Source organism: Pseudomonas sp. XK-1, assembly GCF_038069885.1.
In the GTDB taxonomy this organism is placed as follows: domain Bacteria; phylum Pseudomonadota; class Gammaproteobacteria; order Pseudomonadales; family Pseudomonadaceae; genus Aquipseudomonas.
The window spans coordinates 126504-148386 of record NZ_JBBPES010000010.1; the positions used below are offsets into that span (position 1 = coordinate 126504).

Consider the following 21883-nt stretch of genomic DNA (forward strand, 5'->3'; position numbering starts at 1 on the left):
GGAACGGGCTGACGCCTCAGACCAGTTCGGCTACAACGGCGGCCAGCGCCTGGGCCGGATCGGCAGCCTGGCTGATCGGCCGGCCGATCACCAGGTAATCGGAACCAACCTCCAGGGCCTGACGCGGCGTCAGAATGCGCCGCTGGTCGTCCTGAGCACTGCCGGCCGGACGAATCCCCGGGGTCACCAGCTGCAGCGCCGGGTAAGCGGCTTTCAGAGCCCGGGCTTCCTGGGCGGAACAGACCAGGCCATCCAGGCCGGCTTGCGCAGCCAGCCCGGCGAGGCGCAGCACCTGGGCCTGCGGCTCGAGATCCAGACCGATACCGGCCAGGTCCTCGCGCTCCATGCTGGTCAGCACGGTCACGCCGATCAGCAGCGGCTTGGCCCCGCTCAACCCGTCGAGGGTCTCGCGACAGGCCGCCATCATGCGCAGACCACCGGAGCAGTGCACGTTGACCATCCACACGCCCATCTCGGCAGCGGCCTTGACCGCCATGGCGGTGGTGTTGGGGATATCGTGGAATTTCAGATCGAGGAACACCTCGAAGCCCTGATCGGCCAGCGCACCAACGATCTCCGGGCCACAACGGGTAAACAGCTCCTTGCCAACCTTGACCCGACACAGCGCGGGGTCGAGCCGGGCGGCCAGGGCCAGGGCGGCATCACGGGTCGGGAAATCCAGGGCAACGATGATCGGGGTCTGGCAGGCGGACATGGGCGGGCTCTCGGGCATGACAAATTCGCCGCGCATTGTAGCGGAAGCCGTACACAATTACCGGCCCGGCAATCAGCCCACTTCAGGAGAATTGCCCCCCCCAATAGCGGTACTGATGAGCCCCGCCCCGTAGGGTGCGCCGTGCGCACCAAGCACCCATTACCTACTCGGAACCAAGCGCAACCGCCTGCATATCCGTAGCCGGAAAGGTCTGCCGGAAGCTAAAAGCCTGCACGCTCGGCCCTTGCTCGCGCAGCAAGCGCAGGCGCTCGGCGGCCTCCTCGACGCTGGGCAGATGGCCGGCCGGCACCCACCACAGCACCATATGCGCCTCGCCCATACGCGCGAACCACTCGGCGCGGCGCTTGAGTATCTCGGCATGGGCGGATTTATACACATAGTCCCTTAGCGCTTCGACATCACGCCAGAGCGACAGGTTGACCAGCACCTCCTCGCCAAAGGGGCGGATGGCGGTGGCATCCCCCGCCTCGTCCTGCAGTCGCCAGACAAAACCCGGCGAGGCTTCGGCCAGGGCGTTGATGCGCTCTAGATTGGCGACGAAATCCGCCATGCCCGGCGACTCCAGCGGTTGCAGCATGCTGGCGATATTCAGTTGCGCGAGTTGGTAAAGGGCCATGCTGTTCTTCTCCTTGTCTCTATCGTTCAGCGTAGCGCCAGAGACTGAGGCGCTTGCCCACCCAGGCGTGGTTGCTGACCAGGACGATACCGAATAACACCAGCACCGCACCCGCAACAAAGTTCAGGCTCAGGGGCTCATCAAGGATCAGCACGCCGAAGCTCACCCCGAACAGCGGAGTCATAAAGGAGAACACCGCCATATTCGATGCCAGGTAGCGCCGCAGCAACCAGAACCAGGCCAGGTAGCTGAGAAAGGACACCACCACGCCCTGCAGCAGCACGCTGGCGAAGCTGATCGGCGTCCAGTGGATCGGCCCGAGCTGATCGGTCGCCGCGGCATAACTCAGTAACAGCACGAAGGAAACTCCCAGCTGATAGAACAGCGTCAGGGTCGGCGGTGCTTCCGACAGGCGCGAAGCGCGCACTACCACAGTGGTCGCGCCCCAGGCCATGCCGGCCAGCAACCCCAGGGCATCGCCCAGCAACATCCGTTGATCCAGCGCCGCCCAGTCCATGCCCGCGCCGAAGGCCACCGCGATACCGGCGAAACACAGGCCAATACCCAGCCACTGCAGCACGCGCAGACGCTCGCTCGGCAACAGCAGGTGCAGGCCCAGGGCGGAGAAGATCGGCGCGGTGTAGAGAAACACCGCCATATGCGAAGCCGAGGTGTACTGCAGGCCCAGGGCGATAAAGAAGAATTCCAGAGCGAACAGCACGCCCGCAAGCACACCGCCGCCCCAGGTAGCGCCCAGCCAGCCCTGCCAGCCGCGCTGCCAGAGCATCAACGCGCCAACCAGCAGCGCGGCAATGCCCGAGCGCAGCGCCACCTGCAGCAGCGGCGCGATATCCGCCGCAGCCAGCTTGATCGCCACCTGCTGCAAACCCCAGATGGCGCACAACAACAGCATCAGTTGAAACAGAAATACATCCGCCCCCTTGCGCGTACCACTCATGCGCGCACCCTGCTTGCGCCTGGCATACAAACTCCTTCAATCGAACACTCAACGCGACAGCGGATCATCCCAGAATGGCCGCTCGACTTCCTGCATTACATCGCCCCGGCTCAAGCCGAGATCCTTGAGTGCGGTTTCATCCAGCGTCGCCAACTGCCGGCGCTGTTCGGCCAGTTGGTACCAGCGCTTAAGCTGCCGTCCAAGCTTGCCGAACCATGCGCCCAGGCTTGGCTGCCGGGGCAAGACTGTTGCGAGTACATAACCTTTTTGACCTTTCATCTCGTCGCCCTCCTGTGGGGTTGGCGACAGTCTCGCGCTGAGCTTATGATCAATCCAACGAATGTTTCTTATGCTATGCATCTCGGAGATTGATGAATGGCCAGCCACCCGAGTATCGACAGCGAGCTGCTGCGCACCTTTGTCGCCATTGCCGATCACGGCGGCTTTACCCGTGCCGCGGAGATGGTCAACCGCACCCAGTCGGCGGTCAGCATGCAGATGAAGCGCCTGGAAGAAGACGTGATGCAGCGCCCGCTGTTTCAGCGCGACGGCCGCCAGCTCAGCCTGACCGCCGAGGGTCAGCTGCTGCTGAGCTACGCCAGGCGCATTCTCAAGCTGCATGCCGAAGTGATGAACAACATGCGCGAGCCGCATATGGTCGGCACCGTGCGCATCGGCACCCCGGACGATTACGTGATGCGCTTTATGCAGGGCATTCTGGTGCGCTTTGCCGAAAGCTACCCGCTGGTGCAGGTGGAACTGCACTGCGAGCCGTCCTTCCAGCTGCTGCAACGCCAGGATCTGGACCTGACCATCGTCACCCGCGAGCCGGGCACCGAGATCGGCCAGCTGCTGCGCCAGGAACATCTGGTCTGGGCTCAGGCCCGCGGCAGCAACCTGCACGAGCGCGACAGCCTGCCCCTGGCCATGTTCAATTCGCAGTGCTTCTGCCGCTCCTGGGCCTGCAACGGCCTGGATGCCCTGGGCCGTAACTACCGCATCGCCTACACCAGCCCGAGCCTGTCGGCGATCATGGCTGCGGTCAGCGCCGGCCTGGCGATTACCGCGCAGCTGCAAAGCCTGGTCACCCCGGACCTGCAGGTAATTGGCGAGGCCGAAGGGCTGCCGAGCATGCCCATGGCCAGCATCGTGCTGCTGCGCAATGAGCGCACCCAGTCGCCGGTCACCGAAACCCTGGCCGAGCACATCGTCGAAGGCTTCAGGTTTTAAGCCCCAGCAGCAGCGCACAGAGCAACAGAAAGACGGTAAACAGGCCACGCAGCACCTGCTCCGGCAAGGCATGGGCGAGTTTCACCCCCCAACTGATGCTGAGCAACCCGCCCAGCGCCAGGGGCAAGCCCAGCAGCCAGTCGACATGGCCATGCAGCGCATAGGTGGCCAGGGTCACCCCGGTGCTGGGTGCCGCCAGCGCCAGGGATAGGCCCTGGGCCACCACCTGGGTGGTGCCAAACAGGCCGGTCAATACCGGCACGGCCAGCACCGCACCACCGACCCCGAAAAAGCCGCCCAGCAACCCCGCTCCGCTGCCCAGAACGCCCAGCCAGGGCCAGGGGTAGCGCAAATGAGTCAGAGCCGGTGCCGGTCGCCAATACAGGCGCGACAGGTTGTACAGCGCCAGCAGCAGCAGAAAGCCGACAAAACCGAGGCGCATGCGCTCGGCCTCCAGGGTCACCGCCCAGGCGGCCCCGAGCAGGGCGAAGAGCAGGCCGCTCAGCGCCAGCGCCAGGGCGTGCCGCGGGTCGATACGGTTGCGCTGGTGATAGCGCCACAACGCCAGCAGCACATTGGGCACCACCATCACCAAGGCCGTGCCCTGGGCCAGTTGCTGATCCAGGTCGAACAGCACGCCCAGGGCCGGAATCGCAATCAGCCCGCCGCCGATGCCAAACAGCCCGCCCAGGGTACCGAGCGCCAGGCCAAGCAGCAGATTCAGGGCAAAGTCGAGCAATGTCATGGGGGCACTCCAGATAACCAGCGGCTAGCCTAAACACTGGTCGCTGGCAGGGAAACGCACAGCAGCGCACAATGGCTGTGCCTATAGCGCACAGCCGAGCCTAACCATGAATCCCGATGTCCTGACCGATCAGCTCAGCCTGTTTCTCGACGTGCTGGAAACCGGCAGTTTTTCCGCCGCCGCCCGCCGCCACCCCCTGACGCCCTCGGCCGTGGCCCGGCGCATCGATGGCCTGGAGCGCTCCCTGGGCAGCAACCTGTTCAGCCGCAGCACTCACGCGGTGCGGGTCACCCCAGCCGGCCTGGCCTTTGCCGAGCGCGCGCGGCGCATTCTCGCCGAGCTGCACCTGGCCCGCGCCGAAGCCGTGTCGCTGAGCAGCGCCCCCGAGGGCCTGATCCGCATCGATGCCCCCACCCCCTTCGGCCGCCGCCACCTGGCCCCGGCGATTGCCGAGTTTCTGCTCGCCTATCCGGGCCTGGATGTGCAGTTGCGCCTGATCGACAGCTTCGTCGACCTGCACGGCACCCACCTGGGCGAAGTCGATCTGGTGCTGCGCATCGGCCCGCTGGCCGACACTCGCCTGGTTGCCACTGCGCTGTCGCCCATGGTACGGATCGTCTGCGCCAGCCCGGACTATCTGGCGCGCCGCGGCGTGCCGCGCAGCCCCGACGAACTGCTGGAACACGACGGCCTCGACTGGGACGGCCTGGCCCCGCCCTATGCCTGGCGCTTCGAACAGGGTGGCAAGCTGCAGCTGTGCCGGCCCAAACGCCTGCGCCTGACCGCCAACAACGCCGAGGCCTTGCTGTTCAGCGCCCTCGCCGGCCTGGGCATCGCCCACCTGCCCACCTGGCTGATCAGCGACTACCTGTTACGCGGCGAGCTGTTGCCACTGTTCTGCGAGAACAGCCTGCCCGCCCCCGAACCCAGCGGCATCTACGCCCTGCGCCTGGAACGGGAAACCGACTCGCGCAGCCGCCTGTTGCTGGAGTTTCTGAAGAACCGCTTCGGCCCGGTCGCGCCCTGGGATCTGGCGCTACAGAGTGGGCTTAACCGTGGCTAAAGCCAGACGGCAGGCAGAAAAAATGATCGGGAATCATTTTTAGCGTCGCGCAGCGACGACCCGAAGGGTGGCCGCCATGGATGGCAGGCCATAAAAAAGCCCGGCTTCTAAGGCCGGGCTTTTTCGTCTCGCGAGGGCTGTCGGTCTTAAACCGGAGCCTTGGCGCGGGATTTGTATTCACCGGTACGGGTATCGATTTCGATCCAGTCGTCGATGTTGCAGAAATCGGCGACCTTGACCTCGGTACCGTTGCTCAGCTTGGCTGGCTTCATTACCTTGCCGGAAGTGTCGCCACGGGCGGAACCTTCGGTGTAGGTGATCTGGCGAACGATGGTGGTCGGCAGGTCAACCGAAACCACTTTGCCTTCGAAGAACACGGCTTCGCAGACGTCGGTCATGCCATCGACGATGTACGGCATTACGCTTTCCAGGTCGTCCTTGTTCAGCTCGTACTGGTTGAACTCTTCGTCCATAAAGACGTAGTTCGGCTCGCTGTAGTAGGAGTAGGTCACCGCTACGCGATCGAGGATCACCGGCTCCATTTTGTCGTCGGCTTTGTACACGGTTTCAGTCGAGGAGCCGCTTAGCAGGTTCTTCAACTTCATTTTAACGATGGCGCTGTTACGACCGGATTTGGTGAATTCGGCCTTCTGGATCAGCCAAGGTTGGCCGTCGATCAGGGCCACACTGTTGGGCTTCATTTCTTGTGCGGTTTTCATACGAATATCCGGGTTTGGATGGAGTTACAGATTTCTAGGCTGCGTATCATAGCCAATTTAGGTAAAACTGCACCAGCGCTGCGGCAAGATCGGGCTGCGAGGCCCGTCGCAGACACCAGCTTTCGGCATGCTCGGCCAGTTCCGGCCAGCAGTTGAGCAGGGCCTGCCAGTCGTCGGCGAGTTCCTCGCCGCCGTTCCAGGCCCGCCAGAAACCACTGAGCGCCTCGCCCGCAGCAGGCGACAAGCCCTCTTTATACAACGTCAGAAAAGCCTCGAGCTTTTCCAGGTGCGCGGCCTCTTCCTGCCGATAGATATGCCACAGCAGCGGCCGCCCCGCCCACTGCGCACGCACAAAGGAATCCTCGCCGCGTACCGCATTCAGATCGCAACACCAGAGCAGACGGTCGTACTGGTCCTGACGGACAAACGGCAGCACCTGGATATGCAGCTGGCCGCGCTGCAGCGCCGTCCCGACCGACAAGGGCGCGCCGCCGACCCAGGCCTGCAGATCGCTCAGGATGCGCCCCTCCGGCACCAGCAACTGGCTAGGCTGGCCAGCACTGGCCAAGGCATCCAGCCAGCTGGCCAGGGCGCTGTTCTCGTAGGCAAACAGGGAAATCCGCCGCGCTCCGATTACGGGCTCCACGCCAATGCTGCGTAAAAAAGCCTCCTGCGCCGCTGGATCGGCCTGAAAGGCATGACGCTGCGCCAGCAACCCGCGCTCGCGCAGCAACCCGCCACTGCCTGGGGTAAAGCCGGGAAAGAAGAAGAACTTGGACAGACCATTGGCCTGCAGCGACGGCAGCCCGTGACAACCTTCGACCCAGTCTTCGGCGCTGAGGTACTCCAGGTTCAGCCACAGCACCTTGTTCGGCCGCGCCGCCATGGCAGCAACATAGACTTCGGGTAACGCACAGGCAAAGGCCTCGATCACCACATCGGCAGGTTCAACCGGCTGCCAGGGCACAGACCACTGACGGATCTCGACCCCCGCCTGCCTCTGCTGCGCCGCCTGCCGATCGGCTTCGGGGCACAGACGGACAAAAGCGCCGAGGTCATCCACCCACAGGCGCACCGCCAGGTCATGCTCGGCGACCAGCTGCCGGGCCAGACGCCAGGTCACCCCGATGTCGCCGTAGTTGTCGACCACGCTACAGAAAATATCCCAGCTCGCCTTCATGCACCGCCCCATCAATAGGCGCGCAGTTTATCAAGACTCGCGCACCCGCCGCTCAATCCAGCACGCTGGCTTCCAGCTGCTGGCGAAACAGGGTCGATTCCCGTGCTGACGCGACGCCCTGCCAACTGCGTTGCACCAGCGCGACGTGACGCTGGTAAAAGGCCTGCGAATAGGCCCGGTAATAATGCTTTTCCTGCAGCGGCGGCTCGACACGCTCCAGCGCCGCGTGGAAATCCAGGTTATGCCTCAGCCAGTAGTCGCCCTCCTGACCGAGCAACCAAGTCGCGGCTCGAACACAGGAATGCAGCGAACAAACGCCAGAAAGCAAAAGGCCCCGACAACTTGTTAGTTATCAGGGCCTTAACTAAATCTATATGGCGGTGAAGGAGAGATTCGAACTCTCGATACGATTTCTCGTATACACACTTTCCAGGCGTGCTCCTTAAGCCACTCGGACACTTCACCGGGTATCGACATTCATTGCTGTCTGTCGAGGCGCGCTAATCTAGCCGAACAGCCCGTCAAAGGCAAAAGTTTTTTTCAGAATTTTCATGTGCTTATGCCCGCTGCTCGGGATCGGAAGGCGGGTCCTGTTCGGCCCGCGGAAATGTCTGGCGGCCGAACAGGAGAAAACCCAGGGAAATAAACAGGCTGAAGGCAAACACGCCCAGGGTGCCCAGCGGGGTCTGGCTGCTGCTGTGGGTGGCGAGCAGCAGCAGGCCAAGCAACAAAGCCATGGCCAGCACGGCGCGCCATATAGGTTGTGCGGGGGTTGATCTGAGCATTGGGCTTCTCCACGGTCGGATGCGGACCATGAGCCAGCTGCGCGCCTGCAGCCAATTGCCTCTATTGATCGACGCGATAGGCAGCGCACACCGTTCCCGGCGACGCGAACCGCCAGAAGCGCTGACTCACCAGTCAGCCATGGCGCTTTACCTGGCCTGTGCGGATGAGTAACGTCTGCTCCACTTCAGTCCAAGGAACCCGACCATGAGCGACCTGATCAGCTACCAACTCGAAGATGGCATCGCCACCCTGACCCTGTGCAACGGCAAGGTAAATGCCATTTCCCCGGACGTGATCACCGCCTTCAACGCGGCCCTGGATCGCGCCGAACAGGACAAGGCCATCGTCATCATCACCGGCCAGCCGGGCATTCTATCCGGCGGCTACGACCTCAAGGTGATGACCTCGGGCCCGCAGAACGCGATCAATCTGGTGGCCGCCGGTTCGACCCTGGCCCGCCGTATGCTCGCCCACCCCTTCCCGATCATCGTCGCCTGCCCTGGCCATGCGGTGGCCAAGGGGGCCTTTATCCTGCTGTCGTCCGACTACCGCATCGGCGTCGAGGGTGCCTTCAGCATCGGCCTCAACGAAGTGCAGATCGGCATGACCATGCACCACGCCGGCATCGAACTGGCCCGCGACCGCCTGCGCAAGTCGGCCTTCCACCGCTCGGTGATCAATGGCGAGATGTTCGACCCGCAGGGTGCGGTGGATGCCGGTTTCCTCGACAAGGTGGTGCCGGCCGAACAGCTGCAGGCAACCGCCCTGGCCGTCGCCCAGCAGATGAAGAAGATCAATATGACCGCGCACAAGAACACCAAACTGAAAGTGCGCAAGGCCCTGCTCGAAGCCCTCGACCTGGCCGTCGAACTGGATAAGCAGCAGCTGATCTGACCCCGCACCGCCCATATACAGCCCGGCCTTGAGCGCCGGGCTTTTTATTGTGCGCGCAAACATGGCTGAACCGGCCATTCTGCCCGCCTTGCTCCCGCACGATAAGCGCCGATGGCGACAGTAAGTCGACTGTTTGCAGCAATTGCCGAAAACAGTGCACGCCCGTACACTGCGCGCCTTTTTCTTATGACGGACGTACCAAATGCTTTTCCTTCTGCGCATGCTGGCGATGGCCGTGCACTTTATCCTCGCCGGAATCCTCGGCCTGCTGCTGGGCATCTGCCGGCCGTTCAACCCGGATAACAGCCGTCTCTGCGCACGCCTGTACAGTCTGCCGGCGCTGTGGCTGCTGCGTCTGCGCCTGCAAACCGAGGTCGGTTCGCTACTCAAGCAACGCGAGCCCTGCGTGATAGTGGCCAACCACCAGTCCAACTACGACCTCTATGTGCTGGGTGCCGTGGTACCCAGGCGCACCGTCAGCATCGGTAAGAAAAGCCTGAAGTGGGTACCCTTCTTCGGCCAGCTCTACTGGCTGGCCGGCAACGTCCTGCTCGACCGCGGCAATGCCATGCGCGCCAGACAGGCCATGCTCACCACCACCGAGACCCTCAAGCACAAGGACACCTCGATCTGGGTGTTCCCCGAAGGCACCCGCAACCTGGGCGACGGCCTGCTGCCGTTCAAGAAAGGGGCCTTCCAGATGGCGATTGCCGCCGGCGTGCCGATCATTCCGGTGTGCGCCAGCACCTACGTCAAGCATATGCGGCTCAACCGCTGGAACAGCGGCGAGATCATGATTCGTGCCCTGCCGCCCATCGCCACCACCGGCCTGGGCCCGGATGACTTACCGCAGCTGATGGAAAGCTGCCACGCACAGATGCAGCAGTGCATCGAAACCATGGATCGGCAACTCGGTCAGTGTGCCTGAGGCAGCCCGCGACGCCCGCAAAGCCCAGCCCGCGTGCTGGGCTTTTTATTGCCTGCGCAACGGTCGCTCAGCCACACCGGCGGCGAGCAAGCCGCTAAGCTGCGTGCTGAGGTCACCGCCAATAAGGAAAGACTATGGGTCGCGTTGTTGCCGCCGCCGTTTACAGCAAGGGCCAGAAGGTCTGCAATATCAGCCTCGACGAAGGCAAGCAGTGGGCGAAAAAACCGGGGCACTTTGTCTGGATTGGCCTGCATGACCCCGCCAGCGAAGAACTGACCAACCTGCAGCGACAATTCGACCTGCATGAACTGGCGCTGGAAGACGCCCTGCAGCGGCACACCCGGCCCAAGCTGGAAACCTTCGGCGACGCGCTGTTTCTGGTGCTCTACTCGCCCATTCTGGTCGACGACGAGCTGACCTTTGTCGAAACCCAGCTGTTTGCCGGCAACGGTTATATCATCAGCGCCCGCTACGGCGAATCCGCGCCCTACTCCCAGGTGCGCCAACGCTGCGAAGCGCGCCCGTTGCTGCTCGAGCACGGCGAAGATTTCGTGCTCTACGCCCTACTCAGCTTCGTCATCGAGAACTATCGCCCGTTGATGGACAACTACCACGTCGAGCTTGAGGAAGTGGAGCAGCATGTGCTGAAAAATCCGCTGAGCCAGGCCGATGTCGAACGCATCCAGGGTTTACGCCGTGATCTGCTGCGGTTACGCCGCTATATCGGGCCGCTGGCGGAAATCTGCAAGGAGCTGCAACGCCTCGACTTCCCGTTTATCGACAAGAACATGCGCCCCTACTTCCGCGACGTGGCGATCCACGTCAACCGCCTGCTGGAAGACCTCACTGGCCTGCGCGAGATGGCCGACCACGCCATCGAAATCGGCCTGCTGCTGGAGTCCTCACGGCAAAGCATCACCCAGCGCAAGTTCGCAGCCTGGGCGGCGATCCTGGCCTTCCCCACAGCGGTGGCAGGAATCTACGGGATGAATTTTCAGAACATGCCAGAGCTTGCCTGGCAGTATGGCTACTTCGGCGTGCTCGGTTTGATCACCACCGGCTGCGTCGGGCTCTATGCCAGCTTTAAGCGTTCCGGCTGGCTATAGAGCGATTTTTAACGTCGCGTAGCGGCGGCCCGTAGGGTGGCGACCATGGATGGCACGCCATAAAAAAGCCCGGCCAGTGACCGGGCTTTTTCGTGCAGGCGCGTGTTACTCAGCCAGACCGGCACGGCCATGGGCGACAAAGCGCATCATCCACTCGGCCACGGTGTGACCCTGGTGATCGTGCTGCAGGCTGTCGACGCCCTTGGAATACGCCGGCTCGCCTATATGCTGCTGGCGCAGGTCGAGCAACGCGCGCGAGTAGTCATGCACGAACTCGGGATGGCCCTGGAAGCACAGCACCTGATCGCCGATGCAGTAGGAGGCAATCGGGCAGAACTCGCTGCTGGCCAGCAGGGTGGCGTTATCCGGCAGCTGGGTGACCTGGTCCTGGTGGCTGATCAGCAGGGTCAGATCTTCCAGATCGGGGCTCATCCAGGTCGGCTTGTTCTCCATGCGGTACTGATGAATACCCACACCCCAGCCCTGCACCGCGCGCTCGGCCTTGCCGCCCAGCAGCAGCGCCAGCAACTGGTGACCGAAACACACGCCGAGCAGCTTGTCGCCACGGTTGTAGCGCTCCAGCAGGTAGGTTTTCAGGGTCTGAATCCAGGGGTCGCTACCGAAGGAGTCCGCCTTGCTACCGGTCACCAGATAGGCATCGTAATGCTCGCTGTCCGGCGGGTAATGGCCCTCCATCACGTTGTACACCTTGAACTCGGCAGCAATCGGCTGGCGGGCGAACAACTGCTCGAACATACGGCCATAACTGTCGTATTGGTCGACCAATTCAGGGCGAAGAACATCGGTTTCCAGGATGCAGATCTGCAGCGGCATATGGGCGGTTACCTAGGGCGCAGGAGGGTTGTTTTACCAGCGCGCAAGCGTGCCTGCTGACAGGCTGCAAGGCAATAGCTGCGGGCTAAACCCGACCAATTACCCGGGCCTATCAGCGGCTTCGATAGTCACCATAAGCACCATTCACTTCTGTCGATAGCGGCGCGCGCAGATGATCTGGCCATCGGGCACTGCGCCCCACTTACCAGAGGACATAACCATGACCAGTTTTTCCGCCATCGCCAGCCTGCTTGCCGCATCGGCCTTTAACAGCAACCAGAGTGCGAGCAGCCAGCGCCAAGCCGAGAAAGTGCAAGCCGCACAACTCAAGACTGACCAGAACACCGCCAGATAACTGCGCCCCGCAATCAGGAGGACGCCATGAGCATCGCCCACGCGCTAAGCCACCAGAACGTCTATGGCGTGACCTACGCCACTGTCGACCGCAATGGCATTCACTTCGAGTCCGAACTGGCCATCCAGTCGGTCGATGGCAAGTTGACCACCCTGAAGATGCCCACCGGCCTGAGCGAGCGCCAGGCCATCAGCCAACTGCTGAACACTTGCAGGTCCTGACCTCTGGCCGTCCCAGAGGCGCTTTTAGGATCACTATTCACTCAGCAACCGCTGATTGGATTTGGCGCATTGCGCCTGCTCCCGCGCGCTGCCGCTCAGGCTCTCCAACTGCCCCGTGCAGGCGGCCAGGCTACTGGTTTTACGCAGGCGCAAACGCGCCTCGCCATCGACCGTGATCAGGTAGGCGTGGTCGTAGCGGTCCTTGTCATACCAGGCATCGATCAGCTGAGCGCTGACCACGCAGCGATATTGGCGCTGCACGGTAAAACCCTGCATGCGATCGCGCATAAAGATGTGGTGGTACCGCACCCAGTCCCGCTCGCGTATGCCCTGCAGCCGCGCCGCCTCGCAATCGGCCAGGGTGGTGATATCAGGCTCGTGGAGAAACACGCTCTGGGCCAGGTTGGAACCGCCCAGATTGGCCGTCGCCAGTAGATACACCCGATCCTCGGCCGCCTGCGCCATACCGGCCAGTGTCGCCAACACCAAAGTAGCTGCGCGTAACATGCCCATCTCCCTGAAAAACACGCAGCCTAAACAAGCAGGCCAATAATGGCCATGGGCCATAGGCAAAAACCGCTATTGGCCCACAAGACTGTCAGGTTGAAGAGCAAGGCAGCACCACCAGCGCGCCGTGTCCGCGTAACAACAAAAATGCCGTTCGCTTGGGAAAGCGAACGGCATCGAGTACCCAGCGGATGGTTAGAACGTCTGGTTCTTCGCTGCCTTCTCCAGCAACAACGCCGGCGGCAGGAAGCGCTCGCCGTACTGCTCGGCCAGGTATTGGGCGCGGGCGACGAAGTCCTGCACGCCATACTGGTTGATAAACTGCAGCGCACCGCCCGTCCAGGCGGCAAAACCGATGCCCATGATCGAGCCGATATTGGCGTCGGCCACCGATTTGAGCACGCCCTCTTCCACGCAGCGCACGGTTTCGATGGCCTGGATAAACAGGATGCGATCACGCACGTCGATCTGCGCAATCTGCGCGTCCGGCTTCTCGAAACGCGCTTTCAGCTCCGGCCACAGGTGCTTTTTTCCCCCTACAGGGTAATCGTAGAAGCCCGCACCCGCGGCCTTGCCCGGGCGCTTGTACTCATTGAGCATCATGTCGATCACCGCGAACGCCGGGTGCGCGGGGATCTGCTTGCCCTCGGCGGCCAAGTCCTTGATGGTCTGCTGGCGGATATGGTTCATCAGGCTCATCGACACTTCGTCGCTGATCGCCAGCGGGCCGACCGGCATGCCGGCCTTGCGCGCTTCGGTCTCGATCATCGCCGCGCTCACGCCTTCACCGAGCATGGCCAGGCCTTCGTTGGTGAAGGTGCCGAACACCCGCGAGGTGAAGAAGCCGCGACTGTCGTTGACCACGATCGGGGTCTTCTTGATCTGCATCACGTAGTCGAAGCCGCGCGCCAGGGTCTCGTCGCTGGTTTGCTCACCCTTGATGATTTCCACCAGCGGCATCTTGTCCACCGGACTGAAGAAATGCAGACCGATAAACTTGTCCTGCTTCTGCACTGCCGCAGCTAGGCCGGTGATCGGCAGGGTCGAGGTGTTGGAGGCGATCACCGCATCAGCCAGCGCCGCACGCTCGGCCGCCGCAGTGACATTGGCCTTGAGGTCGCGATCCTCGAACACCGCTTCGATGATCAGGTCGCAGCCGGCAAAGTCGGCATCGCTGACGGCGGGCTTGATCCGCGCCAGAATGCCATCGCGCTTGTCGGCGCTCATCTGGCCACGGCCAACCTTCTTCTCCAGCAGCTTGGCCGAGTAGGCCTTGCCCTTCTCGGCGGCTTCGATGGAGATGTCCTTGAGCACCACCTCGATACCGGCTGCTGCCGACACATAGGCGATGCCCGCGCCCATCATGCCGGCACCGAGTACGCCGACCTTCTTGGTCACATAGGGCGCGAAGCCCTGCGGGCGCGAGCCGCCGGCGTTGATTTCATTGAGCTGGAACCAGAAGGTGCCGATCATGTTCTTCGCCACCTGGCCGCAGGTCAGCTCAGTGAAGTAGCGCGCCTCGATAATCTGCGCGGTGTCGAAGTCGACCTGCGCACCCTCGACGGCGGCGCACATGATTTTCTCTGGTGCTGGGAAGCAGCCCTTGGTCTTGTCGCGCAATACGCTCGGGGCGATGGCCAGCATCTGCGCCACATTCGGGCTCGACGGCGTACCGCCGGGGATCTTGTAGCCGGCCATATCCCAAGGCTGCTTGGGTGCCGGGTTGGCGGCGATCCAGGCCCGGGCCTTGGCCAGCAGGTCATCCTTGTCGGAGGCCAACTCGTGGATCAGGCCGGCCTTGAGTGCGGCATCGGGACGAACCTTCTTGCCTTCGGCCAAATACGGCAGAGCCTTTTCCAGACCGAGCAGGCGCACCATGCGCACCACCCCGCCGCCGCCCGGCAGCAGGCCGAGAGTTACTTCCGGCAGACCGAGCTGGACGCTGGAGCTGTCCAGGGCGATACGGTGATGGCAGGCCAGGGCAATTTCCCAGCCGCCGCCCAGGGCCGCGCCATTGATCGCAGCAACTACCGGCTTGCCCAGACACTCCAGGCGGCGCAGCTGGCCCTTGATATTGAGGATCATCTGGTAGAAGACCGGCGCGTCGGCCTTGGTCACCTTGATCAGCTCATTCAGGTCGCCGCCGGCGAAGAAGGTCTTCTTCGCGGAGGTGACAATCACCCCGGCGATGGAGTCCTTCTCGGCTTCCAGGCGTTCGACGATCTTGCCCATAGCCTCGCGGTACACCGCGTTCATGGTGTTGGCGCTCTGGCCAGGCATGTCCATGGTCAGAACGACGATATTGTCCTGGTCTTTTTCGTAACGGATGGCGTCAGTCATTTCTATTCACTTCCCAGATGTCGGGGGAGCGCTTCAGGGGCGTCACGAGCGAAGGTCAGGCAAGGCGGAAATCATTCGGAAAGCGGAGTTTGCTGGTGCAAATGAGCATTTCCGGAGGATTTCCAACGCAGCATGACCGAGCGCAGTAGCCCGTGATAGCTCCTTAAATACGTTCGATGATGGTGGCTATACCCATACCGCCGCCCACGCAGAGGGTGGCCAGGCCGTAGCGCAACTGGCGCTTCTCCAGCTCGTCGAGCAGGGTGCCGAGGATCGCGCAGCCGGTCGCGCCCAGCGGGTGGCCCATGGCGATGGAGCCGCCGTTGACGTTGACCTTGTCCTCGCTGACGCCCATGTCCTTCATAAACTTCATCACCACCGAGGCGAACGCCTCGTTGACCTCGAACAGGTCGATGTCGTTTATGTCCAGCCCGGCCTTGGCCAGCGCCTTGCGCGTGGCGGGTGCCGGGCCGGTAAGCATGATGGTCGGGTCGGTGCTGGTCACGGCGGTGGCGACGATGCGCGCGCGCGGTTTCAAGCCCAGCTCCTTGCCCTTGGCAGCGCTGCCGATCAGCATCAGGGCCGAACCGTCGACGATGCCGGAGCTGTTGCCCGGGGTGTGCACATGGTTGATCTGCTCGACGTGGCTGTAGACCCGCAGCGCGGTGCTGTCGAAGCCCATCTGGCCCATCATCTCGAAGCTCGGCTTGAGCTTGCCCAAGCCCTCGAGGGTGGATTCGCCGCGGATAAATTCGTCGTGGTCGAGCAACACGATACCGTTCTGGTCCGTCACCGGAATCAGCGATTTTTTGAACGAGCCGTCCGTGCTGGCCCGGGCGGCCTTCTGCTGCGAGCGCAGGGCGAAGCTGTCGACGTCGTTACGGCTGAAGCCCTCCAGGGTGGCGATCAGGTCCGCGCCGATACCCTGCGGGGTGAAATGGGTGTGCATATTGGTCGCAGGGTCCATCACCCAGGCACCACCGTCCGAGCCCATGGGAATGCGCGACATCGACTCGACGCCGCCGACCACCACCAGATCCTCGAAACCGGAACGCACCTTCATCGCGCCGAGGTTCACCGCTTCCAGACCCGAGGCGCAGAAACGGTTGAGCTGCACGCCCGACACGCTGACATCCCAATCGGCGACCATCGCCGCGGTCTTGGCGATGTCCGCGCCCTGATCCCCCACCGGCGTCACGCAGCCGAGCACGATGTCGTCGACCTGGCTGGTGTCCAGGTTATTGCGCGCTTGCAGCGCCTTGAGCAGGCCGGCGATCAGGTCGACAGGCTTGACGCTGTAAAGCGCGCCGTCCTTCTTGCCTTTGCCGCGGGGCGTGCGCACTGCATCGAAAATAAATGCTTCGGTCATGACGTCCTCAGACCTCCGATGGAGGGTGGCTGGCGGCGCATATCGATCGATTGCGCCTGTTGTTGTTGGGCTGGTTACACCATACGCCCTGACTTTGCAGGCTCAATGACCGAAATGCTCAGGGCTATTGACCGCTCAGCTCAGACGAACGGTCAGGTGCTCCGGCCATGGCCGCGGATGCTGTCTAGTTCAAGGCTTCGTCATGCCCCGAAGGCCCTTCGTCATAACCTGCGGGAGCAACCCCGGCAGCTCTAGCAATCAACACATCTATAGCCCCGGGCCGGGTGCCCCTACAGTTGATTCAGGCACTGGTATTACCCGCTGCCTGAGCTGGTGCCGCCGCCGGGTTTTGCCGGGGCGGCTTGAACCACCAATGGCGTGACGCCGCGGCCCGCAGGCAGTGACAGCGAGCAGGGAAAGCCACACCAATAACAACAAGGTCAGTCGCCATGTTCAATCAAGCCAAGATTCGTCAGGCCAGCGTGATCGTATTTGCCACCACCCTGATACTGATCCTCCCCAACCTGACCCGCCTGGTCAGCTGAAGTCCCTCGTCCTGCTGCTGGGCTCGCTGCGCTGCAGCGCCTCGGCAGCGGGCTTTGCTGCGCCTCTGCCCACCCCTGAACCCGCCCCTGCGGACCGGCCAGACCCTGTGCTAGGGTGACACCATTGTTGGTTCAGGAGAGCACCATGCGCTCACTAGTTGCCGCCCTTGGCTTGATCGCCGGCCTGCTGCTGTCGGCCTGCGAAGCCGAACAACCCGCAGTGCTCGACGCGCTGCAATCACCCGACGGTCTGCTGATCGATGTGCGCACCGCCGAGGAGTTCGCCGCCGGTGCCCTGCGCATCGGCCATGAGGAGATAGCGGCGCAGATCACCAGCCTGGCACCCGACCTGAACACCCCCATCGTGCTCTATTGCCGTAGCGGCCGTCGCTCGGCGCTGGCCGAAGCCAGCTTGCGCGAACTGGGCTATCGCAACCTGATCAATGCCGGTGGCTATAGCGAACTGAAACTGGCCCTGGAGAAGCGCAAGTGAACAGCCGCCCATTAGTGATCGGCCTGCTGGCCCTGCTGCTGGGCAGCCCCCTGCAGGCCGCCGAACTGCTCCTCGATATAGGGGCCGAGAGCCAGCACTGGAACAGCGCCGAACTGCTCAGGCACCCGCAGGCGCAACAGATCGAAATCGACCATGACGTCAGCTACAAAGGCCCCATGAGCTACCGCGCCGTGCCGCTGGCGGCGCTGCTCAAGGGCGTGCAGGCCGATGAACATCTGCAACTGGTGGCCAGCGACGGTTTTGCCGCCGAACTGCCCGCCGCCCTGGTATTCGCCCCGGGCGGCAGCCAGGCCTGGCTGGCCATCGAAGACCCGGACCAGCCCTGGCCCGTTCTTGGCGTCGGCAAGGCCAGCGCCGGGCCCTTCTACCTGGTCTGGCAAAACCCCGCTGCCAGCCAGATCGGCCCGGAGCAATGGCCCTTTCAGGTGGTGGCCATCCGCAAGCTGGGCTCGGTGGCGCAGCGCTTCCCGCAGCTGCTACCGGCCGACGAAGCCAGCGCCTCGGTGCAGGCCGGCTTGCTCCAGTACCAGAAACACTGCATGGCCTGCCACCGCCTCAACGGTGCGGGAGACTCGCAGTTCGGCCCGGACCTGAATGTGCCGTATAACCCGACGGAATATTTCAGCGGCGACTTCCTCAGCCGCTATATCCGCGACCCGCAAAGCCTGCGGCACTGGCCGCAGGGCAAGATGCCGGGGTTTTCCCTTGAGGTATTGAATGAGCAGGAGCTGGCGGAGTTGATCGAATATCTGGGGCATATGGTGGAGCGCAAGGTCGTGCCTTGAAGGCTGGCGCAGCCAGCCCGCGGGGGAGCCGGAGACGGGTGAGCCGGATGGGTCGGGCCGCGTAGGTCTGGCCGCGTAGATCGGGCCGCGCAGTTGAACAACGCGATACCGATCAAATCGCCATAGTGGAAAACGCTTCGCGGTTTTCCACCCTACGGATGTAGCGCAGCCCTACTGCTGCTGCACCAGCAGCAACGGTGACACATCCACCCGCGCATGCATCTGCTCGCAACCGCCGCCGCGGCGCATGCCGCGCACTGGGCAGGCGTCGAGGTAGTCCAGGCCCACGGCCAGTTTCAGGTGGCGTTCGGGTTTGGCCAGGCAGTTGGTCACATCGAAGCTGTACCAGGCACCGTCCAGCCAGGCTTCGGCCCAGGCATGGCTGGCCAGGTGGTCGGCGCTGTCGGCAAACAGGTAGCCGGACACATAGCGCGCCGGGATGCCGAGGCTGCGGGCGCAGGCAAGGAAGGCGTGGGTGTGATCCTGGCACACGCCCTTGCCGCTGGCGAAGGCTTCCGCCGCGCTGGTTTCCACCGCAGTGGTGCCGGGCTGATAGCTGATATGGGCATTGAGGGCATGCATCAGGTCGATCAGGCTGCTGCGGTCCTGGCGGTTGTTGCTCTGACGCAGGGCAAATTCGCGCAAGGCCTCGTCGGCACTGGTCAGGCGGGTAAAGCGCAGAAACGGCAGCGGCGACTGGCTTTCATGCTCGGCTTCGCGCGATTCGTCGATATCCACCTGGCCGCGGGCACCGATGACGATGGACTCGTGGGGTTCGTCCAGGGTGAGCACGTGGAGAATATTGCCGTAGGGGTCGAGCTGCGCGCGCACCGGCCGCGGCAGGGTCAGCTCCCAGCTGAGTACCTGCTGGCGCTCACTGTCGTGAGGCGTCAGGCGCAGATACTGAATACTGTTGCGCACCTGGTCTTCGTAGCGGTAGACGGTGTCGTGGCTGATTGACAGTCTCATGCGACCTCCAGATAGGACGTTTGAATGGCTTGACCCAGCTGGCGTACCAGCAGGATGAAATCGGTGAGCCAGGCATGCAGGCCTTCGTCGAGTACTTCGTTGATGCTGGTGTAGCGCAGCCGCGCTTCCAGTTCGGCGGCCAGGCGCTGGGCCGGGCGGCCGTTGTCGCCGGGCAGACTGGCGAGCATCAGGCTGAGCTCGTCCATGCAGGCGCGCAGTGAGCGCGGCACATCGGCACGCAACAAGAGTAGTTCGGAGACCTTGCGCGTGCCCGGCGAGCCGCGGTAGATCTCGGCGAAGGCCTCGAAGGAAGACAGCGCGCGCAGCAGCGCGGTCCACTGGTAGTAGCTGCGCGCCGGGCGGCCGTCGATTTCGTCGATGTCCTCGCCGAGCATCTCGTAGCGCGCGTCAAGCAGACGCAGGGTGTTGTCGGCGCGCTCGATAAAGGTGCCCAGGCGGATAAAGCGATAGGGGTCGCCGCGCATGATGGTGCCGAAGGTGGCCCCGCGGAACAGGTGCGAACGCTCCTTGACCCACTCGCAGAAGCTGCTGATGCCGTAGCGGCCGAAGCCCTGCTCGGAGATGCCGCGCATCTCCAGCCAGGTGGCGTTGATGTTCTCCCACATATCGGCGGTGATCCGCCCACGCACGGCGTGGGCGTTGCTGCGCGCGGCCTGCAGGCAGCAGTAGATGCTCGCCGGGTTTTGCGGGTCGAGGGCGAAAAAGTGCAGCATGCGCTCGGCATGCAGCGGCCCGTGCAACGCCAGGTAGTCGTCCAGGGTGCCGGTGATCAGCAGCGGCAGGGCCAGTTCTTCCAGGCCATCGCCACGGCCGTCCTGGGGCATCAGCGACAGCGAATAGCTGACTTCGAGCATGCGCGCGAGGTTCTCGGCACGCTCCAGATAACGCGACATCCAGTACAGATCGGAAGCAGTTCTACTCAGCATGCTCAGTCCTCCACCACCCAGGTGTCCTTGGTTCCGCCGCCCTGCGACGAGTTGACCACCAGCGAGCCTTCGCGCAGCGCCACACGGGTCAGGCCACCGGGGACGATGCGGGTTTCCTTGCCGGAAAGGACGAAGGGGCGCAGGTCGATATGGCGTGGCGCGATGCCGTTGTCGACAAAGGTCGGGCAGGTCGACAGACACAGGGTCGGCTGGGCGATATAGGCCGCGGGGTTGGCCTTGAGGCGCTCGCGGAAATTCTCGATCTCGGCCCTGCTCGCCGCCGGCCCGACCAGCATGCCGTAGCCGCCGGAGCCCTGGGTTTCCTTGACCACCAGGTCGCCCAGGTTGGCCAGCACATGGGACAGGTCGGCGGGTTTGCGACACTGCCAGGTCGGCACGTTCTTGAGGATTGGCTCCTCGGTCAGGTAGAAGCGGATCATCTCGTCGACATAGGGGTAGATCGACTTGTCGTCCGCCACCCCGGTGCCAATGGCGTTGGCCAGCACCACGTTGCCGCTGCGGTAGCAGGCCAGCAGGCCGGGCACGCCGAGCATGGAGTCCGGGTTGAAGGCCAGGGGGTCGAGGAAGGCATCGTCGAGGCGGCGATAGATCACGTCCACCTGCTTGGCCCCGGCGGTGGTGCGCATAAACAGCTTGTCGTCGCGCACGAACAGGTCCGCGCCCTCGACCAGTTCCACACCCATTTCCCGGGCGAGGAAGGCGTGTTCGAAGTAGGCGCTATTGAAACGCCCCGGGGTCAGCACCACCACATTGGGGTTGTCCAGCGGGCTGGAGGACTTGAGCGTATCGAGCAGCAGATTCGGGTAGTGATCGATGGGAGCCACGCGCTGGGCGGCGAACAGCTCGGGGAACAGGCGCATCATCATCTTGCGGTCTTCGAGCATATAGCTGACGCCGCTGGGGGTGCGCAGGTTGTCTTCCAGCACGTAGTAGCTGCCGTCGCCATCGCGCACCAGGTCGACCCCGGAGATGTGGGCGTAGAGATCGCGGTGCAGATTGAGGCCCTGCATGGCGATCTGATACCCCTCGTTGGCCAGCACCTGCTCGGCGGGGATGATCCCGGCCTTGATGATGTGCTGGTCGTGGTACAGGTCGGCGAGGAACATGTTCAGCGCCTGCACCCGCTGGATGCAGCCGCGCTCGACCATACGCCATTCGCTGGCGGGGATGCTGCGCGGGATGATGTCGAAGGGGATCAGCCGCTCGGTGCCCTGGTCGTCGCCATACAGGGTGAAGGTGATACCGGCGCGGTGAAACAGCAGATCCGCCTCGCGGCGACGCTGGGCCAGCAGCTCATCCGGCGTGTCCGCCAACCAGCGAGCAAAGGTTTGATAGTGCGGACGGACTGCGCCGCTCGCGTCGTACATTTCGTCATAAAAGGTGCGGGCCATGCCGTACTCCTTGTCACCCGGACATGGAGTCAGCTTTGCAAGGGCCGCGCCAGAGGCAACAAGCCTTAAATATCAATGACTTGAATATCCACTCCGAGATTGGCGCACCAAAGATGTGCAAGAC

The 21883-nt window shown here is 63.2% G+C and carries 25 protein-coding genes and 1 tRNA gene; 9 read left to right on the forward strand and 17 right to left on the reverse strand.

Annotated features, from left to right (window positions below; genetic code table 11):
* Window positions 1-16: 16 nt before the first annotated feature.
* The 4 genes from pyrF to WMW70_RS21740 all read right to left on the reverse strand — a co-directional run bounded on the left by pyrF (window position 17) and on the right by WMW70_RS21740 (window position 2589).
* Window positions 17-715 carry an orotidine-5'-phosphate decarboxylase gene (gene pyrF, locus WMW70_RS21725; RefSeq protein WP_341439541.1) on the reverse strand — a complete coding sequence of 233 codons (699 nt, stop codon included), beginning with the start codon at window positions 713-715 and terminating at the stop codon, window positions 17-19.
* A gap of 163 nt (window positions 716-878) precedes the next feature.
* Window positions 879-1352: a DUF3291 domain-containing protein gene (locus WMW70_RS21730; RefSeq protein ID WP_341439542.1), complete on the reverse strand. Its 474-nt coding sequence runs from the start codon at window positions 1350-1352 to the stop codon at window positions 879-881.
* A gap of 19 nt (window positions 1353-1371) precedes the next feature.
* On the reverse strand, window positions 1372-2310 hold the full coding sequence (locus WMW70_RS21735) for a DMT family transporter (RefSeq protein WP_341439543.1): 939 nt from the start codon (window positions 2308-2310) through the stop codon (window positions 1372-1374).
* A gap of 48 nt (window positions 2311-2358) precedes the next feature.
* A complete protein-coding gene (locus tag WMW70_RS21740; RefSeq protein WP_341439544.1) occupies window positions 2359-2589 on the reverse strand; it encodes a DUF1127 domain-containing protein in 231 nt (76 codons plus the stop codon).
* A gap of 96 nt (window positions 2590-2685) precedes the next feature.
* Between WMW70_RS21740 and WMW70_RS21745 the strand changes: the two genes are divergently transcribed.
* A complete protein-coding gene (locus tag WMW70_RS21745; RefSeq protein WP_341439545.1) occupies window positions 2686-3540 on the forward strand; it encodes a LysR substrate-binding domain-containing protein in 855 nt (284 codons plus the stop codon).
* Here the strand turns inward: WMW70_RS21745 and WMW70_RS21750 are convergent.
* Window positions 3530-4285, reverse strand: coding sequence for a sulfite exporter TauE/SafE family protein (locus WMW70_RS21750; RefSeq protein ID WP_341439546.1), 756 nt, complete (start codon window positions 4283-4285; stop codon window positions 3530-3532). The genes WMW70_RS21745 and WMW70_RS21750 overlap by 11 nt on opposite strands.
* 106 nt (window positions 4286-4391) lie before the next feature.
* On the opposite strand from WMW70_RS21750, the gene WMW70_RS21755 reads away from it, so the two are divergent.
* Window positions 4392-5348 (forward strand): LysR family transcriptional regulator, encoded by a 957-nt coding sequence (locus WMW70_RS21755; protein WP_341439547.1) that lies wholly within the window; start codon window positions 4392-4394, stop codon window positions 5346-5348.
* Window positions 5349-5494: 146 nt separating this feature from the next.
* Here the strand turns inward: WMW70_RS21755 and efp are convergent, their stop codons facing one another.
* From efp to WMW70_RS21780, 5 genes are all read right to left on the reverse strand, one after another.
* Window positions 5495-6067: an elongation factor P gene (gene efp / locus WMW70_RS21760; RefSeq protein WP_325506236.1), complete on the reverse strand. Its 573-nt coding sequence runs from the start codon at window positions 6065-6067 to the stop codon at window positions 5495-5497.
* A 46-nt stretch (window positions 6068-6113) separates the two neighbouring features.
* Window positions 6114-7247 carry an elongation factor P maturation arginine rhamnosyltransferase EarP gene (gene earP, locus WMW70_RS21765; protein WP_341439548.1) on the reverse strand — a complete coding sequence of 378 codons (1134 nt, stop codon included), beginning with the start codon at window positions 7245-7247 and terminating at the stop codon, window positions 6114-6116.
* Between the two features lie 52 nt (window positions 7248-7299).
* Window positions 7300-7524: a hypothetical protein gene (locus WMW70_RS21770; protein ID WP_341439549.1), complete on the reverse strand. Its 225-nt coding sequence runs from the start codon at window positions 7522-7524 to the stop codon at window positions 7300-7302.
* Between the two features lie 98 nt (window positions 7525-7622).
* Window positions 7623-7712: transfer RNA gene (locus tag WMW70_RS21775), tRNA-Ser, on the reverse strand.
* Window positions 7713-7804: 92 nt separating this feature from the next.
* Window positions 7805-8032 carry a hypothetical protein gene (locus tag WMW70_RS21780; protein ID WP_341439550.1) on the reverse strand — a complete coding sequence of 76 codons (228 nt, stop codon included), beginning with the start codon at window positions 8030-8032 and terminating at the stop codon, window positions 7805-7807.
* Between the two features lie 205 nt (window positions 8033-8237).
* Here WMW70_RS21780 and WMW70_RS21785 point away from each other — a divergent pair, with 205 nt between their 5' ends.
* The 3 genes from WMW70_RS21785 to WMW70_RS21795 all read left to right on the forward strand — a co-directional run bounded on the left by WMW70_RS21785 (window position 8238) and on the right by WMW70_RS21795 (window position 10961).
* Window positions 8238-8927 (forward strand): crotonase/enoyl-CoA hydratase family protein, encoded by a 690-nt coding sequence (locus WMW70_RS21785; RefSeq protein ID WP_341439551.1) that lies wholly within the window; start codon window positions 8238-8240, stop codon window positions 8925-8927.
* 202 nt (window positions 8928-9129) lie between these two features.
* A complete protein-coding gene (locus WMW70_RS21790) occupies window positions 9130-9855 on the forward strand; it encodes a lysophospholipid acyltransferase family protein (protein WP_341439552.1) in 726 nt (241 codons plus the stop codon).
* Between the two features lie 134 nt (window positions 9856-9989).
* Window positions 9990-10961: a magnesium and cobalt transport protein CorA gene (locus WMW70_RS21795; RefSeq protein ID WP_341439553.1), complete on the forward strand. Its 972-nt coding sequence runs from the start codon at window positions 9990-9992 to the stop codon at window positions 10959-10961.
* 105 nt (window positions 10962-11066) lie between these two features.
* On the opposite strand, the gene WMW70_RS21800 is transcribed toward WMW70_RS21795, so the two are convergent.
* On the reverse strand, window positions 11067-11795 hold the full coding sequence (locus WMW70_RS21800) for an amidotransferase (protein ID WP_341439554.1): 729 nt from the start codon (window positions 11793-11795) through the stop codon (window positions 11067-11069).
* A 220-nt stretch (window positions 11796-12015) separates the two neighbouring features.
* Between WMW70_RS21800 and WMW70_RS21805 the strand changes: the two genes are divergently transcribed.
* Both WMW70_RS21805 and ptrC read left to right on the forward strand, forming a co-directional pair.
* The gene (locus WMW70_RS21805) at window positions 12016-12150 is read left to right on the forward strand and encodes a hypothetical protein (RefSeq protein WP_341439556.1); all 135 of its coding nucleotides are present in this window, start codon (window positions 12016-12018) and stop codon (window positions 12148-12150) included.
* Window positions 12151-12176: 26 nt separating this feature from the next.
* Window positions 12177-12371, forward strand: coding sequence for a type III secretion system co-regulatory protein PtrC (ptrC, locus tag WMW70_RS21810; RefSeq protein ID WP_341439557.1), 195 nt, complete (start codon window positions 12177-12179; stop codon window positions 12369-12371).
* 33 nt (window positions 12372-12404) lie between these two features.
* Here the strand turns inward: ptrC and WMW70_RS21815 are convergent, their stop codons facing one another.
* From WMW70_RS21815 to WMW70_RS21825, 3 genes are all read right to left on the reverse strand, one after another.
* Window positions 12405-12878, reverse strand: coding sequence for a hypothetical protein (locus tag WMW70_RS21815; protein WP_341439558.1), 474 nt, complete (start codon window positions 12876-12878; stop codon window positions 12405-12407).
* Between the two features lie 195 nt (window positions 12879-13073).
* Window positions 13074-15218 carry a 3-hydroxyacyl-CoA dehydrogenase NAD-binding domain-containing protein gene (locus tag WMW70_RS21820; RefSeq protein ID WP_341439559.1) on the reverse strand — a complete coding sequence of 715 codons (2145 nt, stop codon included), beginning with the start codon at window positions 15216-15218 and terminating at the stop codon, window positions 13074-13076.
* A gap of 163 nt (window positions 15219-15381) precedes the next feature.
* A complete protein-coding gene (locus WMW70_RS21825; RefSeq protein WP_341439560.1) occupies window positions 15382-16587 on the reverse strand; it encodes an acetyl-CoA C-acetyltransferase in 1206 nt (401 codons plus the stop codon).
* A 690-nt stretch (window positions 16588-17277) separates the two neighbouring features.
* On the opposite strand from WMW70_RS21825, the gene WMW70_RS21830 reads away from it, so the two are divergent.
* Both WMW70_RS21830 and WMW70_RS21835 read left to right on the forward strand, forming a co-directional pair.
* The gene (locus tag WMW70_RS21830) at window positions 17278-17625 is read left to right on the forward strand and encodes a rhodanese-like domain-containing protein (RefSeq protein ID WP_341439561.1); all 348 of its coding nucleotides are present in this window, start codon (window positions 17278-17280) and stop codon (window positions 17623-17625) included.
* Window positions 17622-18431, forward strand: a complete 810-nt coding sequence (locus tag WMW70_RS21835) for a cytochrome c (RefSeq protein ID WP_341439562.1) — start codon at window positions 17622-17624, stop codon at window positions 18429-18431. The genes WMW70_RS21830 and WMW70_RS21835 overlap by 4 nt, the downstream gene beginning before the upstream one ends.
* A 171-nt stretch (window positions 18432-18602) precedes the next feature.
* Here the strand turns inward: WMW70_RS21835 and WMW70_RS21840 are convergent, their stop codons facing one another.
* From WMW70_RS21840 to WMW70_RS21850, 3 genes are read right to left on the reverse strand one after another with little or no spacing between them, the layout of a single operon-like run.
* On the reverse strand, window positions 18603-19400 hold the full coding sequence (locus WMW70_RS21840; RefSeq protein WP_341439563.1) for a transglutaminase family protein: 798 nt from the start codon (window positions 19398-19400) through the stop codon (window positions 18603-18605).
* Entirely contained in the window at window positions 19397-20347 is a 951-nt protein-coding gene (locus WMW70_RS21845; RefSeq protein WP_341439564.1) for an alpha-E domain-containing protein, read from the reverse strand. The genes WMW70_RS21840 and WMW70_RS21845 overlap by 4 nt, the downstream gene beginning before the upstream one ends.
* Before the next feature lie 2 nt (window positions 20348-20349).
* Window positions 20350-21759, reverse strand: coding sequence for a circularly permuted type 2 ATP-grasp protein (locus WMW70_RS21850; protein WP_341439565.1), 1410 nt, complete (start codon window positions 21757-21759; stop codon window positions 20350-20352).
* Window positions 21760-21883: the final 124 nt, after the last annotated feature.